Origin of the sequence: Bacillus sp. FSL P4-0334, assembly GCF_038004825.1 — a bacterium.
GTDB lineage: Bacteria > Bacillota > Bacilli > Bacillales > Bacillaceae > Bacillus > Bacillus velezensis.
Map to the genome: position 1 here is coordinate 3,619,382 of NZ_JBBORX010000001.1, position 15,161 is coordinate 3,634,542.

Annotated in this window: 14 protein-coding genes; 5 read left to right on the plus strand and 9 right to left on the minus strand. The window is 45.4% G+C overall.

From position 1 onward, the window contains the following. Positions 1-20: 20 nt before the first annotated feature. Genes NSQ37_RS18115 through fabD form a run of 5 tightly spaced genes read right to left on the minus strand, consistent with a single transcriptional unit; the run spans position 21 to position 5,710 of the window. Positions 21-758: an SDR family oxidoreductase gene (locus tag NSQ37_RS18115; protein ID WP_025284970.1), complete on the minus strand. Its 738-nt coding sequence runs from the start codon at positions 756-758 to the stop codon at positions 21-23. Positions 759-772: 14 nt separating this feature from the next. Further along, complete coding sequence (locus NSQ37_RS18120; RefSeq protein ID WP_032866374.1) at positions 773-2,137, minus strand: long-chain fatty acid--CoA ligase; 1,365 nt, start codon at positions 2,135-2,137, stop codon at positions 773-775. Continuing rightward, positions 2,134-2,406, minus strand: coding sequence for an acyl carrier protein (locus tag NSQ37_RS18125; RefSeq protein ID WP_032866377.1), 273 nt, complete (start codon positions 2,404-2,406; stop codon positions 2,134-2,136). The genes NSQ37_RS18120 and NSQ37_RS18125 overlap by 4 nt, the downstream gene beginning before the upstream one ends. A gap of 24 nt (positions 2,407-2,430) precedes the next feature. Continuing rightward, entirely contained in the window at positions 2,431-3,411 is a 981-nt protein-coding gene (locus tag NSQ37_RS18130; RefSeq protein WP_015240163.1) for an LnmK family bifunctional acyltransferase/decarboxylase, read from the minus strand. Between the two features lie 40 nt (positions 3,412-3,451). Next, complete coding sequence (gene fabD, locus NSQ37_RS18135) at positions 3,452-5,710, minus strand: ACP S-malonyltransferase (RefSeq protein ID WP_032866379.1); 2,259 nt, start codon at positions 5,708-5,710, stop codon at positions 3,452-3,454. Positions 5,711-6,443: 733 nt separating this feature from the next. On the opposite strand from fabD, the gene loaP reads away from it, so the two are divergent. Further along, positions 6,444-6,974 carry an antiterminator LoaP gene (loaP, locus tag NSQ37_RS18140; RefSeq protein WP_007408401.1) on the plus strand — a complete coding sequence of 177 codons (531 nt, stop codon included), beginning with the start codon at positions 6,444-6,446 and terminating at the stop codon, positions 6,972-6,974. A gap of 335 nt (positions 6,975-7,309) precedes the next feature. On the opposite strand, the gene NSQ37_RS18145 is transcribed toward loaP, so the two are convergent. Then, positions 7,310-8,188 carry a LysR family transcriptional regulator gene (locus NSQ37_RS18145; RefSeq protein ID WP_032866381.1) on the minus strand — a complete coding sequence of 293 codons (879 nt, stop codon included), beginning with the start codon at positions 8,186-8,188 and terminating at the stop codon, positions 7,310-7,312. Positions 8,189-8,326: 138 nt separating this feature from the next. Here NSQ37_RS18145 and NSQ37_RS18150 point away from each other — a divergent pair, with 138 nt between their 5' ends. The 3 genes from NSQ37_RS18150 (at position 8,327) to NSQ37_RS18160 (ending at position 10,680) form a co-directional block, all read left to right on the plus strand. Continuing rightward, positions 8,327-8,650, plus strand: coding sequence for a GlpM family protein (locus NSQ37_RS18150; RefSeq protein WP_032866384.1), 324 nt, complete (start codon positions 8,327-8,329; stop codon positions 8,648-8,650). 126 nt (positions 8,651-8,776) lie between these two features. Continuing rightward, entirely contained in the window at positions 8,777-9,793 is a 1,017-nt protein-coding gene (gene namA, locus NSQ37_RS18155; protein WP_003153250.1) for an NADPH dehydrogenase NamA, read from the plus strand. A 113-nt stretch (positions 9,794-9,906) separates the two neighbouring features. After that, on the plus strand, positions 9,907-10,680 hold the full coding sequence (locus tag NSQ37_RS18160; protein WP_012117933.1) for an alpha/beta fold hydrolase: 774 nt from the start codon (positions 9,907-9,909) through the stop codon (positions 10,678-10,680). Positions 10,681-10,729: 49 nt separating this feature from the next. Here NSQ37_RS18160 and rpmG read toward each other — a convergent pair whose 3' ends face one another. Both rpmG and rnz read right to left on the minus strand, forming a co-directional pair. Further along, positions 10,730-10,879, minus strand: a complete 150-nt coding sequence (rpmG, locus tag NSQ37_RS18165; protein ID WP_003153246.1) for a 50S ribosomal protein L33 — start codon at positions 10,877-10,879, stop codon at positions 10,730-10,732. Positions 10,880-10,957: 78 nt separating this feature from the next. Beyond that, positions 10,958-11,884 (minus strand): ribonuclease Z, encoded by a 927-nt coding sequence (rnz, locus tag NSQ37_RS18170; protein WP_099566891.1) that lies wholly within the window; start codon positions 11,882-11,884, stop codon positions 10,958-10,960. Positions 11,885-12,092: 208 nt separating this feature from the next. Between rnz and zwf the strand changes: the two genes are divergently transcribed. Then, on the plus strand, positions 12,093-13,562 hold the full coding sequence (gene zwf / locus NSQ37_RS18175; RefSeq protein WP_012117935.1) for a glucose-6-phosphate dehydrogenase: 1,470 nt from the start codon (positions 12,093-12,095) through the stop codon (positions 13,560-13,562). Positions 13,563-13,651: 89 nt separating this feature from the next. Here zwf and gndA read toward each other — a convergent pair whose 3' ends face one another. Continuing rightward, complete coding sequence (gene gndA, locus NSQ37_RS18180; protein WP_007408395.1) at positions 13,652-15,061, minus strand: NADP-dependent phosphogluconate dehydrogenase; 1,410 nt, start codon at positions 15,059-15,061, stop codon at positions 13,652-13,654. Between the last annotated feature and the right edge of the window lie 100 nt (positions 15,062-15,161).

The window sequence follows — 15,161 nt, forward strand, 5'->3', positions numbered from 1 at the left end:
CAAAAGAATTTTTCTGTGCTTTAACAAGTTAATCCGCCGTCTATTGCCATTGTCTGTCCGGTCATAAAGGACGATTCAGGAGAAAGCAGGAAACGAACGAGTCCGGTCATATCGTCTGTTTCGCCTAAACGGCCCATCGGCGTCCTTCTGATAATCTGTGATTTTTGTTTTTCCGGCATATTTTTCGTCATATCGGTGTCCACAAAACCGGGCGCAAGAGAATTGACACGGATTCCTTTAGACCCGAGCTCCCTGGCCAGGCTTCGCGTCAAGCCGTCAAGAGCCGCTTTGGATGCACTGTAGACTGAAGTGCCTTTAAATCCTCTTGAGCCGATAATGGAGCTTATGTTAACGATTGAGCCGGAATTTTGTTTCAGCATGACACGGGAAACGTTCCGGGTCAGCTTGATGACTGAGCCGATATTCAGATTGAGGATGCGGTCAATGTCTTCATCATTGGTCAGGGGCAGCAGCTGATCAAGGTTCAAACCGGCGTTATTGACCAAGCCGTCTATTCTGGAAAACTTGCGGTATACTTGAAGAACAAACTGTTTCATGGCGGCATCATCCGCCGCATCCGCCGCTTCCCAATAAAAGCGGCCGCGGTACTTTTCACTCTCTCTCAATGTGTTAATAAAATCAGATTCACTGCGGCTGAAAGCGGCTACTATGTAATCCTCATCCAAAAGCGTCTGTACAATCGCTTTTCCCAGCCCCCGGCTTCCTCCGCTGACGACCGCTACTTTTCCGTTATTCATATTTGCCTCCTGTTTTACACGTTTCTTATTTTTTTAAATCGATCATTAGACAGTTTCCGATCTGTAACAGAGATGATCTGCGGTATCTGATATGGCTGCAGCTTCTGTTTGCAATGAGCTACGGCCCGCTTTCTGAAAGATTTGATATCTTCTTCTTTTTCGAGCACGGCCTCTGCCGCGACAATCTCGCCTGTAATCGGATTTTTTCTGCCTGTTATGAGAACATCCCGGACATTCGGTATCTCCAGAAAGACGCTTTCCACCTCTGCCGGAAACACTTTCTCTCCGCCCACATTAATGATTTCACTCTTTCTTCCAAGGATTCTTATATATTCGCCGTCTGTTTCCACCTGGTCACCGGTGTCATACCAGCCGTCTTCATCGAAAGGTGACGGTGCGTTTAAATAGCCGAGCATCGCGGACTCAGAACGGACCCAAAGCGTGCCTCCGGTAATTTTGGTCTCTGTTCCGGCACCTCCTACTTTCATCCAAGTGGATTGGCTGTCTTTTGATTTCGTTGAGAATATACCCAGTTCAGTTAATCCGTATGTTTGTTTCAGCCGTACATCCGGAAACAGCCGGTGAATGCCGCGCAGCGTTGATTGGGGCATCGGTTCTGTGCCGTAAGTGATCAGCCGGAGTGAAGAGAGGTTATAGCCGGCATCCGCCTTGGACATCAGCAGCATGTTTAAAAAGGTCGGGGTGGCGGGGAGCACTTGGACAGCATGCTTGTCGACCGCCTGATAAACGGACTCCGGCGTTCTGCTGTCTGATGTGACGATGGTTCCCCCGTTAAACAGAATCGCAAACAGCGTATTAATGCCGCCGATATGATCCAATTTCAGAAAAATGAGCGTACGCAGCGGTTTTCTCTTCGCCGTTTTATATTTTTCAAGCAGCCGGCCGGCGCTTAACACGGATGCTTTGCTTTTGCCGGAAGTTCCCGATGTGAAAATAATAATGCCTGACTCCTCTCTCTCGCGCAGGTCATCAAGCAGAGGGTGAGAGGCGCTTTCAGAACCTTCACGAAGCGTCCAGCTGTCATTTTCATTTATTTCAATGATTTGATTCACTTTCGCGTCTTCAAACATATCGAGATGCTTTTCCCTTGATTCATTGCTGAGAGGGACAACGATATTTCGGTTTAACAAAAGCGCCATCAGCAAAAAAATGGCGTTCGGGGAATAATCCCCGATAAGCGCCACACATTCTCCTTCACGTATTCCGTTTTGTTTAAGTTCTTTCTGAAAAAAGCTGATTCGTGTCAGCAAATCATCATACGTAAAAGTCTGCCCTTTAAAAATGAGAAACTCACTGTCTTGCGTTTCCCTAAGCTTATCAGTCACCCAGCTGATATCTCCCCTGCTTTCTGTTTTCATGATTGAGCACTGTCCATATATTTTTGATAAATATTACAAATGCTGCCGACGGTTGTAATGCTGGAAATCGTTTCTCCTTGGGAAAAAGGATCTACTCCGGTTTCCATCTCCATCTGTGCGACTAATTGAGCGATATCCAGTGATGAGAAGCCCAGATCCTCTATGACTCTCACATCATCCCCCGCTTCGACGGCCCGATATGACTGCTGTTCTTGAATATCCTGAATGATTTGAGCGATGATCTGCTTCATTTCCTTGGTTTGTTCCATTTGCTTTCAGCTCCATTCTTCATTTTATAAACTTCTGATGACCCGTTTATAATCCGGAATATGATCTTGTGAAGAGGTCGGCACCGCCAGCAGCTTATCCACCTTGGAAATGGCCAGCAATGTATGATTTCTTTTCATATAGACTTCAATCTGATAGCTGATTTTCGCCACTGAGATCATACCGAGGGACTCACCGTGAAAGTCGGGATCGCACTCTTCAATGTGTCCCGTCATATAAATATCAAGCTCTTCATCTGCAAAACAATTTCCGTAATAATACGTCTCTCTTTCAAGCAAAAATAAATGCCGCGCGATTGAAACCGGAAAACCCGGCTTCGACCGGCGCGTCATCCATTCAAATTCCGCCGCATCCATTATCTTGCTGAATTTCGCAAACACCATGGCATGTCCGGGCGCAGCATCCTGATCAACAGGAACCCGATATGAAACGGGGTCTGCTGTTTTGAGATTGCCCGGCTTCATACCGAAGGCGTCCGTTCTGATTTTCTTTGACCGCATCAGGGCGTAAGGCGGCTTGGCTAGCTTAGAAAGTTCCGCAATGCATTCAGCCTTAGGCGCTGAGACTTTGCGCGTCGAACCTTCTGTTTGTGTGACGTCGACGACAATTAAACTATTGGCTTTCATAGAAGGAAACCGTCCCCGGTCCCACTCGCTTTTATCAGAGCTGACCGCTCCTTTCGGCCCGAACAAATAATCAGATTCTAATATGGTTTCTCCAAACCGGGAGATATCGACTCCGACGGAAACCTCGTCCCATAATCGGTACTGATCAAGAGGCTGATCTGAAGGAACTTTGAGATGTGTCATAAAATAAGCCGGATACAAAATCAGCCCTTGGTGATCGGCCATCTGATCAGGCCGGAATCCCGTTCCGTCCGTTAAATGGTGACTGTGTGCGTTGCCGAATAACAGCAGCAGCGCGTACTCATTCAAATTCCCTAACCCGACATGGCTCATCGTTAATTCATGATTTTCAATCAGCATGGTCTGTCCTCCGCAGAAAAAATGTAATGGCTGGTCATACTCAGCCTGTAATCGATACCAGCCTTTGCGCAAGAAGGCCGGCTGTTTCTTCCATGAGCTGTTTGCCGATCAGATCGACATGCCTGTTTCTCCAATTTTCAAGCGGGGTTCCTTTCACCCATTGATTAAACGCGCCGAGCGCAGGACCGCAATGAATTTGGTAATCTATTTTACTTTCGCTTTTTCCTTCCAGAGCGAGCCTTGTCGTATGAGAAAAATACCATTTAAATACCATCGCCATTTTGTGTTTCGGATTCTGTTCGGCTTTGGCGATCTGCTCAGGAGATTTATCACGTTTCAACTGCTCATACACTTCTTCAAAACTGCGCTGGAAATACTTTTCTTCAATTAATGTTTTCGTTTTTTCATCTATTTCATCTAAAGAATTGTATTGTCTGTACAAGTCAAAGAGTTTATTGGCTCTTGCCGGGAAAAACAGGCCTTTTTTCAGCACCTGCACCCTTGCTCCCGCTTCAAACATATCTCCCGCAGGAGCGTATGACGTATCCTGCACGTTCGCTTCCTGAAGCAGATCTTTCACTGAATCACTTGTCCCGGCTTCGACCGTGCATTGATTAATAGAACCGGTTCCGATAAATTCGGCGCCGAGCAGAAACGCGGCAGCAGCCGCTTCCGGAGTGCCGATGCCGCCCGCTGCGCCGATTCTTACTTTTTTCGCATAACCGTGCTTCTCCATCATGCGGTCTCTGAGTCTGATCATAGCAGGCATTAATGTATACGGAATCCCTTGGTCGGTATGCCCTCCTGAATCCGCTTCAACGCAAATGTCATCAGCCATCGGAATTTCTTTTGCAAGCGCCGCTTCCCCGGCTGTCAGCCGATTGTCAGACACAAGTCTTTCCAGCACATGAGCCGGAGCCGGATTCAGAAAGGCCTCAGCGACTTCAGGCCGGGATACTTTCGCGATGATTTTGTTTTGAACTGACACCGACCCGTCATGATTCCTGGTTAATCCCTTTGCCCTGTATATAACAAGAGCGGGGGTTATGCCCATAAATGCCGATGCTTCAATAAGATGAATGCCGTTTTTCAAATATAAATCTATCATTCTGACTTCCTTGTCAGGTGACATCATATGATGAAGAAGATTCATTCCGAATGTTTCCCCTTGCCGCAGTGCAGACCGGATGGTGCCGATGGCCTGTCCGATCCGTTCGATACTCAATCCGCCCGTTCCGAAAAAGCCCAGCATTCCCGCTTTTGCCGCTTTAATGACCATCTGTTCCGAAGCAATTCCCCTGTACATGGAGCCCGTCATGTAAGCATATTGGATGTTATAATCTTTTTTAAAATCTTCGTTCCCTAATCTCATTCCCGCCGTTTTTTGCGGATCAGCTGCCGATGCTTTAACATCAGCAGTATCAGACTCTTCTTTCGGCATAGGTAATGGGACGGCATCTTTTTTAATCTGACGCGTCAGTTTTGTCAGCACTTCTCCGGGCCCGACTTCTGCAATTTCATTATTTTCAAGTCCCATCAGACGGCGTATCGTGTCCGTCCACTTTACCTGATTGGTCATTTGCAAAGTCAGATTTGTTTTGATTTCATCATTCTTATAAGGTGCGGCATGAAGATTTGAGATCACCGGAAAACGAAGAGGCAAAAACACCGTTTCTTCTAAATAATCCGCGAACTCTTTTTCAGCATCTTTCATATAGCGGGAATGGAAGGCGCCGCTCACATTTAAAGGAAGGTACATTCTCACGCCGGCTTTTTCAAAGACGGGGCCCGCTTTTTCAATGTCTTGTTTCGTTCCGGCGATCACAATTTGCGAAGGTGAATTGTGGTTAGCGATATCAATGCCGGTCAGATGATAATCGGATAGAACCTCTTTTACTTGTTCAGCGGTAAACCCCAAAACCGCCGCCATGCCTCCGGGAGCTGCCTTGCTCATGAGCTCCCCTCTTTTTTTCACAAGCTGCAAACCGGTCTCAAAATCAAAGCAGCCGGCCGCAAATAACGCATTATATTCTCCTAAACTGTGCCCTGCGGCGTAATCAGGCTCTCTGCCGGACTCTTTCATTTTCTTTAAATAACTGAGTGCACTCACCGTATATAACGCCGGCTGGGTAAATTGCGTTTTCCCCAGCTGGTGATTCGGATCCTCCAGACACAATTCTTCTATAGAGTAGCCTAATATGTCATCAGCCTGACGTGTCAGATCTTGAAATTCATCAAACAGTCCGGCTCCCATTCCTTTAAATTGAGAACCCTGCCCCGGGAACACAAACGTAAGCATCTTATCCTCATCCTTTCCGCATCGCCAATTTTGTACATCACATGTGGTTCTCCATACAAAAACGTCTCTTATTTCATATATTGACTGGTGTAAACACCGGCATAAAAATAAAAACACAAACGCGTTTGCGATTCAGCACAGGTTTAAAAATCGCAAACGCATTGTGTTTTCCTTTTCTAACATAATTTATATAAAGACATCTTGCTTGTTTACTGAATGTTTCGCATGACAAGCTGCAGTGCCAATATGCCCGAAAACAGCCATGACGGCACACTTCTCCCTTATCATGTATATGTAGATATATACACTACAATCATTTTTATAATCCCTATTTCCTCTTCAACGTGCCGAAACAGCGATTGAAATTTAATAGGTGCTTTACATCAATTTAATAAATTTAACAAATAGTTGCTATTTAAAGAGAATAATATCAATTTATAGATAATAATGTCAAGGAATTATTTCATTATTTTCTGACATTTATTTCACAGTTTTATGTTCGGTGGACAGTCGGCATAATTGTTTCGGGATAAATGTCAGATAATTCCCTGAACCCTATTCATGTCAAAGAAAATTCATCGCTTCTCTGTCAATTGGGTCTATACTTATTTTTCATTTTCATATATTATGTAAAAAAAAGACGAATTAGAAAAATTTTTAATCACTTTAAATACTATCCATTAAATACTTTCTTTGTATAATAATTTCTTATTATTCTAAGGAGGACCCAGTCATGAAATGGTACGCACTTTTTGTAGAGTCCGGAAAAGAAGAAACAGTTCAAAAATTTCTGCGTCTGCAGTTTGATGAGCAGGCTCTCTACTCAATCATACCCAAGAAAAAAGTCACAGAACGAAAAGCCGGAATCAAATACGAGGCACTCAAAAAGATGTTTCCGGGATATGTTCTGTTTAAAACGAAGATGACAGAGCGGACATTTCATAAAATCAAAGAACTCCCCATTTCATGCAGAATCGTGAATAACGGCGCATATTATTCCAAAGAGCGTAAAACCTATTTCACGACAATTAAGGATGAAGAAATCCTCCCTATTATCAGGCTGATCGGAGAAGGAGACACTGTAGATTATTCAAAAGTCTATATTGAAAATTCAAAAGTAACCGTTGCCTCAGGGCCTCTTAAAGGAATGGAAGGCATTATTAAAAAGATCGATAAAAGAAAAAGACGCGCCAAAATCTGCCTGTCTTTTATGGGACTGGACAAAATGGTCAACGTCGGAATTGAAGTGCTCTCCAAACCCTAGCATATCAAAAAAAGCATCAACAGCATGTGCCGTTGATGCTTTTTTTATATAAACAGACGAAAGCCCGACATCAAAATAACCCCGCTCACCACCGTCACGGTCAGACTTTTTGACATAGTTGACCTAAAGCCGGGCTGCGCCCATGAGGCAAAATCACATTTAGGGGAAGATACATTTTAATCAAGAGCGGTGAATTGACGGTTGAGCTTCATGACGAAAAGCATGTGCTGACTTCGGGCGATGCCGCACAGTTATTTTAATTCCTCGGATGAACCGGTGACATATTTTATGCTGGTCTATTATGCTGAACCGGCTTAAACGCATATCAGGCTTCTTCAGACAGAAGCCTGACGGACCGCAACCCATTCTTGTATGCATTGAATCAGTTTCTGGACAGAAGGTGTCTGCGTCTCCTTTGCATGAGCTGTCAAAATGCCGAGCTGCCTGGAGACATACCGGTCGAACCGTTTGATGAGCACATCACAATCATTCACCAAAAGCTGCGGCAAGATGCTGATCCCCAGATTGTTCCGCACCATTGCAATAATCGCTTCATCCCCTCTGATTTGATAAGCGACCCGCGGCGTAATCTTTTCTTCCTTCAGCACTTTCAGCACATCAAAATGTGTCTCCGGATAAGGCACGATACATTTGACGGACTCCATGACATGTAACGGAACCGTTTCACATTGCGCCAATTCATGCTGCGGGCTCATCACCGCTACAATCTGATCCTCGGCCAACGGGTAAAAATGCCACCTCTCGCTGTGGGATGTGCCGATCGCCGCATCAATCCGGTCATCTTTCAGCCATTCTTCCAGTTCAGTAGAATTTCCTTCAAACAAATGCACCTTAATGGAAGGATACAGCTCATTAAATTCCCTCAAAATTTTCGGCAGCCATTTTACCGCCACGCTCGTAACAGTGCCGAGCCGGACTTCCCCTCTTTCTAACCCATTAATATTATCAACGGTTTCAGACAGTTTTTCATAGTTTTTTTGAATTTCCTTCATAATATGTAACACTTTCAAGCCATTTGCGGTGGGCCTCACTCCATGCCGCTGTCTGATCAAAAGCGGAAAACCGTACTCTTCCTCTAATTTACTGATCATTTGGCTGATGTTCGGCTGTGTGTAATTCAATATGGCAGCGGCTTGGGTCAGGCTGCCGCTTTCAACCGTTTTAATAAAGGCTAAATGCTTCTTTAAATCCAACCGGCTTCATCTCCCAGATATCATTCTTTATTATCCAATGCATTAGTTATATTTAGTTTACTTATACATCAATCAAAAATAAAATGGCAATGTCTCCATCATTATACTTGATAACAAACAGAAGGTGAGCGTTTCAGCATGGGTTTTCTCATTCAATTTTTTATCGGCGGCACCGTTATGGTGGCCGCCGCGTATTTAAGCAAATCGAAATACTTATTCTTATCAGGCGTTATTACATTGCTGCCGATCATGACGTTACTGAATATTCACTTGCAGCTGAAAAATATGAGCCCCGACGATTTCAGAGCCGCTCAAAAAAACGGAATATTCGGTGCCTTCGGCGCAGTGATCTTCATCAGCAGTATTTTCATCCTGACAAACTGGTTCAAAGGTGGCCACGCAGTCATCGGTGCGTTTCTCATCTATATTTGCTATATGATCGGCTGTAAATGCCTGTTATGAAGATACGGCTACGCTGTGTATAAAAAAACAATAATAACAATGCGCTCAGTCGTGAGCAGTTTATATGACTGAATGATCATGAGTTGTTATAATCAATGTCTAAAAACATTCCGGGAGGCGAAATAAATGGCCAGAAAATTATTCACACCATGGACCGTTAAAGATGTAACGATCAAAAACCGTATTGTTATGGCACCGATGTGCATGTATTCCTCACATGAGAAGGACGGAAAACTGCAGCCTTTTCATATGGCGCACTACATATCGCGTGCAATCGGACAGGTCGGCCTGATTATCGTGGAAGCGACAGCCGTTAATCCTCAGGGGCGCATTTCCGATCAGGATTTGGGCATTTGGAGCGATGATCATATCGAAGGTTTTGCCAAACTGACGGAACAAGTGAAAGCGCAAGGATCTAAAATCGGCATTCAGCTTGCGCACGCCGGACGTAAAGCTGAGCTTGAGGGAGACATTTACGCTCCGTCAGCCATTCCGTTCGATGAGCAGTCCAAAACACCGGCTGAAATGACGACAGAACAAATTAAAGAAACCATTCAGGAATTCAAACAGGCAGCGGCGCGCGCGAAAGAAGCCGGCTTTGACATTATTGAACTTCATGCGGCACACGGCTACTTAATGCACGAATTTTTGTCCCCTCTGTCCAATCACCGTACAGACGAATACGGAGGCTCACATGAAAATCGCTACCGCTTCTTAGGCGAGACCATTGAAGCCGTCAAGGAAGTCTGGGACGGCCCGTTATTTGTCCGTATTTCTGCATCGGATTATACAGACAAAGGGCTGGACATTGCGGATCATATCGGTTTTGCGAAGTGGATGAAAGAACAGGGAGTCGACCTCATTGATTGCAGCTCAGGCGCACTCGTTCAAGCTGATATTAATGTCTTCCCAGGCTACCAAGTGAGCTTCGCAGAGAAAATCCGTGAACAGGCCGAAATCGCAACAGGCGCCGTCGGTTTGATAACGACGGGAACAATGGCGGAAGAAATTCTGCAAAACAACCGCGCTGACCTTATTTTTGTCGCAAGAGAACTTCTGCGCGATCCGCACTTTGCAAGGAGTGCAGCGAAGCAGCTGAATACTGAAATACCGTCACCGGTTCAATACGACAGAGCATGGTGATGAAATGACAGCCGGAGTTTTTCGATCCGGCTGTCTCTTTTTTTATTTTTTGAGAAACGATTGCCGAAGCTTCTCCGTCTTCCCTATAGAACCAATTAGAGGGGATGACTCCAATGAAAGCAGCATGGATGGAAAGGACATATCTGATTGACGGGTGTCCGTTTTATACGAAACACCGTAAAGGCGCCGGCGAAGTGACGATCGTCTTTGAAGCCGGCTACGGCACTTCTTCTGAAACATGGACATCATTACTCGCTGACATAGATGAAGAATTTGGGGTTTTCACATATGACAGAGCCGGAATCGGCAAAAGCGGACAAAGCCGAAACAAGAGAACGGCGGACCACATGGTACAGGAATTAAACGCTCTTCTTCTGAAGGCCGGCGTCAAGCCTCCTTATCTTGTCGTCTCGCATTCATACGGCGCGATTATCAGCAGACTTTGGGCGAGCCGAAACCGCCGGGATATTCTCGGGATGGTGATGCTTGATCCGGTTTCTGAGGATCAGGAGACGAAAGTGCTTCCGCTTCTTCCCGAAGAAATGAAAGCCGCCTATTTGAAACAGTTCATATTGGAAGGATCACACGCGGAATTTTTGACGAGCCTTCGTCAGATCAAGCATCAGCAGATTCATTTCGGCGATATGCCGCTGTTGATTTTATCATCGGGAGAGCGGGATGAGCGTTTAAAGCACGCTCATGAACAATGGGTGAAACTGCACAGAAGCATGCTTGATGTCTCTTATCAAAGCGGATGGATTCAGGCCAAAAACAGTTCTCATGCCATTCACCACGATGAACCGCACATCGTCCACCTTGCCATTTATGATGTTTGGTGCGCGGTGCGCCAGCAAATGAATGCTCCTGCCTATCAGGCGGTAAACTGATAAAACAAAAGCCATTGTGCAACGGCACAATGGCTTTTGTTATCGTGATCTATTTTGTCTCACGATGCAACGTATACTTTTTCAACCGGGGGGAATACTTTTTCATTTCTAACCGGTCCGGATTCGTCCGTTTGTTCTTCGTCGTAATATAATTTCTGTCCCCTGTCTCTGTACAGGCCAATGTAACATTCACACGCATCATTTTCACCCCTTGTGCAAATCGTAATTATTACGTTTTATTATATCTCACCAGAAAAAAATGTCAAGCGTCCATTTTTTAAGACCGCTCCACAGTGACCTCCATGAAGTCAAATGCGATCTTACTGTTTTCAAATACCGCTTTCGCCTCATGTTCGAGACGCTCTATCGGCGATTCACCCTGATACCTTGCGCTGATATGAGTTAAGATCAGCTGTTTGGCGCCTGCTTTTTTTGCCGTTTGCGCAGCCTGTTCTGTCGTCGCGTGATAATAATTATGTGCGAGCTTTGCATCTTCCTTGGCAAATGTCGCTTCATGAACAAGCACATCCGCATTGCGCGCCAGCTCCGTTACCCGCTCTGATACCCTCGTATCCCCGGAAAAAGCGACGATTCTCCCTTTTTTCGGGGGTTCCAAAAAATCCCGCCCGTTAATGATTCTGCCATCGTCAAGTGTGACCGTTTCGCCGTTTTTGATTTTCTGATAGACGGGTCCGGGCGGGATATTCATTTCTTTTAATCTGCCGGCCTGCAATGCGCCGGGAATATCCTTTTCCTGAACCCGGTAGCCGAACGCTTCCACGCCGTGAATGACGGATGCTGCGGTAACAATGAATTGCTCATCTTCAAAAACCGTCCCCTCTTCGATTTCAAGTACGGTAAGAGGATACGTCAGATGAGTCGCCGTCACGTTCAGGCTTGTTTCGATAAAGGCTTTAATGCCTTTTGGCCCGTAAATCGTCAGCTCTTCTTCACCGCCCTGAAATGAACGGCTCCCCAACAGACCCGGAAGACCGTAAACATGGTCGCCGTGAAGGTGGGTGATGAAAATCTTCTCAATTTTCCTCGGTTTGATTGTTGTATGTAATATCTGATGCTGAGTGGCTTCTCCACAATCAAACAGCCATACGGAACGCCTTTCTTCAAGAAGCTTCAGCGCGACGGACGTTACGTTTCTCGTCTTTGCCGGCATGCCGGCCCCCGTCCCTAAAAATAATAATTCCACAATGCTTCCTCCTAGATCTTTGTACTACTAAGGATACAGGATCAGGCTGAAAATGTGAATTCACCCGGGCCTTCTCCGGCCTGATTAATTTTTTTCCGCAAACCGCAAAAAACAGGCTGAAATGTTTGCTTTCAACGAATTTTAGATTTAAAATGAAGGAAATATGCGGGGTTTTAAACCATGCTTCAGATAAAGTGAGGTACTCTAAGTGAAAACAAACGACAAACCAAAAGCAGTAATTGTAATATTTGGTGCCACAGGGGATTTGGCAAAACGAAAACTTTACCCATCCATTCACCGTTTATATAAAAATGGTCAAATTGGTGAAGAGTTTGCAGTTGTAGGTGTTGGAAGAAGACCTTGGTCAAACGAGGACCTCCGGGAAACCGTTAAAACGTCTGTTTCTTCTGCCGGGCAAAAAGACATAGACGATTTCACATCTCATTTTTATTACCATCCGTTTGATGTAACGAATCCGGGTTCCTATCAGGAGCTGAATGTCCTGCTTGATCAGCTTGAACATACATATGAAATCCCGAACAACAGAATGTTTTACTTGGCGATGGCTCCTGAGTTTTTCGGCACTATCGCAAAATCACTTAAAAACGAAGGTGTCACAGCGACAAATGGCTGGTCACGTCTCGTCATTGAAAAACCGTTCGGCCATGACCTGCCGAGTGCGAAAGAGCTTAACAAAGAAATACGCGAAGCTTTCACGGAAGATCAAATTTACCGGATCGACCATTACTTAGGCAAACAAATGGTTCAAAATATCGAAGTCATCCGGTTTGCGAATGCGCTGTTTGAGCCGCTGTGGAATAACCGCTACATCTCAAACATCCAGATTACGTCAAGTGAGGATCTCGGCGTTGAGGATCGTGCGAGATATTATGAGAAATCAGGCGCACTCCGTGATATGGTTCAAAACCATATTTTACAAATGGTCGCTCTCTTGGCGATGGAACCGCCGATTAAACTGAACACGGAAGAAATCCGCAGCGAAAAAGTGAAGGTGCTGAGAGCCCTCCGCCCTGTCGCTCCAAACGAAGTAAGTGACTTCTTCGTCCGCGGACAATACCAAGCGGGAACGATTGACGGAAACGCTGTACCGAGCTATACAGATGAGCAAAATGTAGCACCGGATTCCAATACGGAAACATTCGTGTCCGGAAAGCTGTTAATCGATAACTTCCGCTGGGCCGGCGTTCCGTTTTATATCCGCACAGGGAAACGGATGAAAGAAAAATCAACGAAAATCGTCGTTCAATTTAAAGACATTCCGATGAACCTTTATTACGGCAATGAAACGAATGTAAATCCGAACCTGCTTGTCATCCATATTCAGCCGGATGAAGGCATCACACTATATCTGAACGCTAAAAAATTAGGCGGAGCCGCACATGCTCAGCCGATTAAGCTGGACTACTGCAGCAACTGCAGTGATGAAATGAACACACCGGAAGCCTATGAAAAATTAATCCATGACTGTCTGCTCGGTGATGCGACAAACTTTGCCCATTGGGACGAAGTGGCGCTTTCATGGAATTTCGTCGATGCGATTTCCGAAACGTGGGCAGCCGACAAAACCCTTTCTCCGAATTATGAAGCCGGGTCAATGGGACCGAAAGCTTCGGACGATCTTCTTGAAAAAGACGGTCTCCACTGGTGGAATATATAAGAAAACATCAAAAACCGCGGCGCCGTTCATGACGGCCCGCGGTTTTTAATATTAGAAAAGCCCCCGCAATAACTGCGGGGGCTTCTTCATTACTTCATCCATTCAGTATGGAAAATGCCTTCTTTATCTGTGCGTTCATACGTATGCGCGCCGAAGTAATCACGCTGCGCTTGAATCAAGTTTGCAGGAAGCACTGCCGTACGGTAGCTGTCGTAATACGCAAGTGCGCTTGAGAACGAAGGTACCGGCACGCCTTGGGCTACGGCAAGTGAAATCACTTGGCGAAGGGCGCCTTGGTAGCTTTCTGCAATGTTTTTGAAGTAGCTGTCTAACAGCAGGTTGTCAAGCTCCGGTTCACGGTCATATGCGTCTTTGATCTTTTGCAGGAACGCCGCGCGGATGATACAGCCGCCGCGGAAGATCATCGCGATTTCACCGTATTTCAGATCCCAGTTATACTCTTCAGACGCGGCTTTCATTTGGGCGAAGCCTTGTGCGTAAGAACAGATTTTACTCATGAAGAGCGCTTTTCTGACCGCTTCAATCAGCTCTTCTTTATTTTCAGTGACCGGCTTAACGTCTGGTCCGGACAGAAGGCTGCTTGCTTTCACACGCTCTTCTTTCATTGCGGAAATGAAACGCGCAAAAACAGATTCAGTGATAATCGGAAGCGGCACGCCTAAGTCAAGAGCGCTTTGGCTTGTCCATTTACCCGTTCCTTTTTGGCCTGCTTTATCAAGGATCACGTCAACAAGCGGTTTGCCCGTTTCTTCATCTTTTTTAGTGAAAATGTCAGCCGTGATTTCGATCAGATAGCTGTCAAGCTCTCCTTTGTTCCACTCAGCGAATACTTCGTGAAGCTCTTCGGCAGACAATCCGAGCACCTGTTTCAAAATGAAATATGACTCAGAGATCAGCTGCATGTCACCGTATTCGATACCGTTGTGCACCATTTTTACATAGTGCCCCGCTCCGTCCGGGCCGATGTATGTCGTACAAGCTTCTCCGTCCACTTTAGCAGAAATGGCTTCTAAAATCGGTTTCACGAGTTCATGCGCTTCCTTTTGGCCGCCCGGCATAATAGAAGGCCCTTTCAGCGCTCCCTCTTCACCGCCTGATACACCCGTTCCGATAAAGTGAATGCCGCTTTCGGCAAGCTCTTTGTTCCGGCGCTGTGTATCTTTATAGTATGTATTTCCGCCGTCAATCAAAATATCGTCTTTTTCCAGATGAGGAAGAAGAGATTGAATCGTCGCATCCGTTGCAGTTCCCGCTTTAACCATTAATAAAATTTTACGGGGTGTTTCAAGAGACTGGACAAACTCCTCAATGCTGTATGTACCGACAACATTTTTGCCTTTTGCCTCTTCTAAAAACTCTTCCGTTTTGCTGCTTGATCTGTTGTATACAGACACAGAAAATCCCCGGCTTTCGATGTTAAGAGCCAGATTTTTACCCATTACCGCAAGACCGATAACTCCGATTTGTTGTTTTGACATATTCTAACGTCCCTTCTTCAAACGTTTAACCATTTTAAAATTTAAATTAAAATAAAATGATATTTATACTAAAGAAATTATCATACATAACCCCTTTTTT

What these genes read in the sequence shown, in the direction of transcription:
- NSQ37_RS18115 (WP_025284970.1), bottom strand. Translation starts at nt 758, where the DNA reads ATGAATAACGGAAAAGTAGCGGTCGTCAGCGGAGGAAGCCGGGGGCTG.
- NSQ37_RS18120 (WP_032866374.1), bottom strand. Translation starts at nt 2,137, where the DNA reads ATGAAAACAGAAAGCAGGGGAGATATCAGCTGGGTGACTGATAAGCTT.
- NSQ37_RS18125 (WP_032866377.1), bottom strand. Translation starts at nt 2,406, where the DNA reads ATGGAACAAACCAAGGAAATGAAGCAGATCATCGCTCAAATCATTCAG.
- NSQ37_RS18130 (WP_015240163.1), bottom strand. Translation starts at nt 3,411, where the DNA reads ATGCTGATTGAAAATCATGAATTAACGATGAGCCATGTCGGGTTAGGG.
- fabD (WP_032866379.1), bottom strand. Translation starts at nt 5,710, where the DNA reads ATGCTTACGTTTGTGTTCCCGGGGCAGGGTTCTCAATTTAAAGGAATG.
- loaP (WP_007408401.1), top strand. Translation starts at nt 6,444, where the DNA reads ATGAAATGGTACGCACTTTTTGTAGAGTCCGGAAAAGAAGAAACAGTT.
- NSQ37_RS18150 (WP_032866384.1), top strand. Translation starts at nt 8,327, where the DNA reads ATGGGTTTTCTCATTCAATTTTTTATCGGCGGCACCGTTATGGTGGCC.
- namA (WP_003153250.1), top strand. Translation starts at nt 8,777, where the DNA reads ATGGCCAGAAAATTATTCACACCATGGACCGTTAAAGATGTAACGATC.
- NSQ37_RS18160 (WP_012117933.1), top strand. Translation starts at nt 9,907, where the DNA reads ATGAAAGCAGCATGGATGGAAAGGACATATCTGATTGACGGGTGTCCG.
- rpmG (WP_003153246.1), bottom strand. Translation starts at nt 10,879, where the DNA reads ATGCGTGTGAATGTTACATTGGCCTGTACAGAGACAGGGGACAGAAAT.
- gndA (WP_007408395.1), bottom strand. Translation starts at nt 15,061, where the DNA reads ATGTCAAAACAACAAATCGGAGTTATCGGTCTTGCGGTAATGGGTAAA.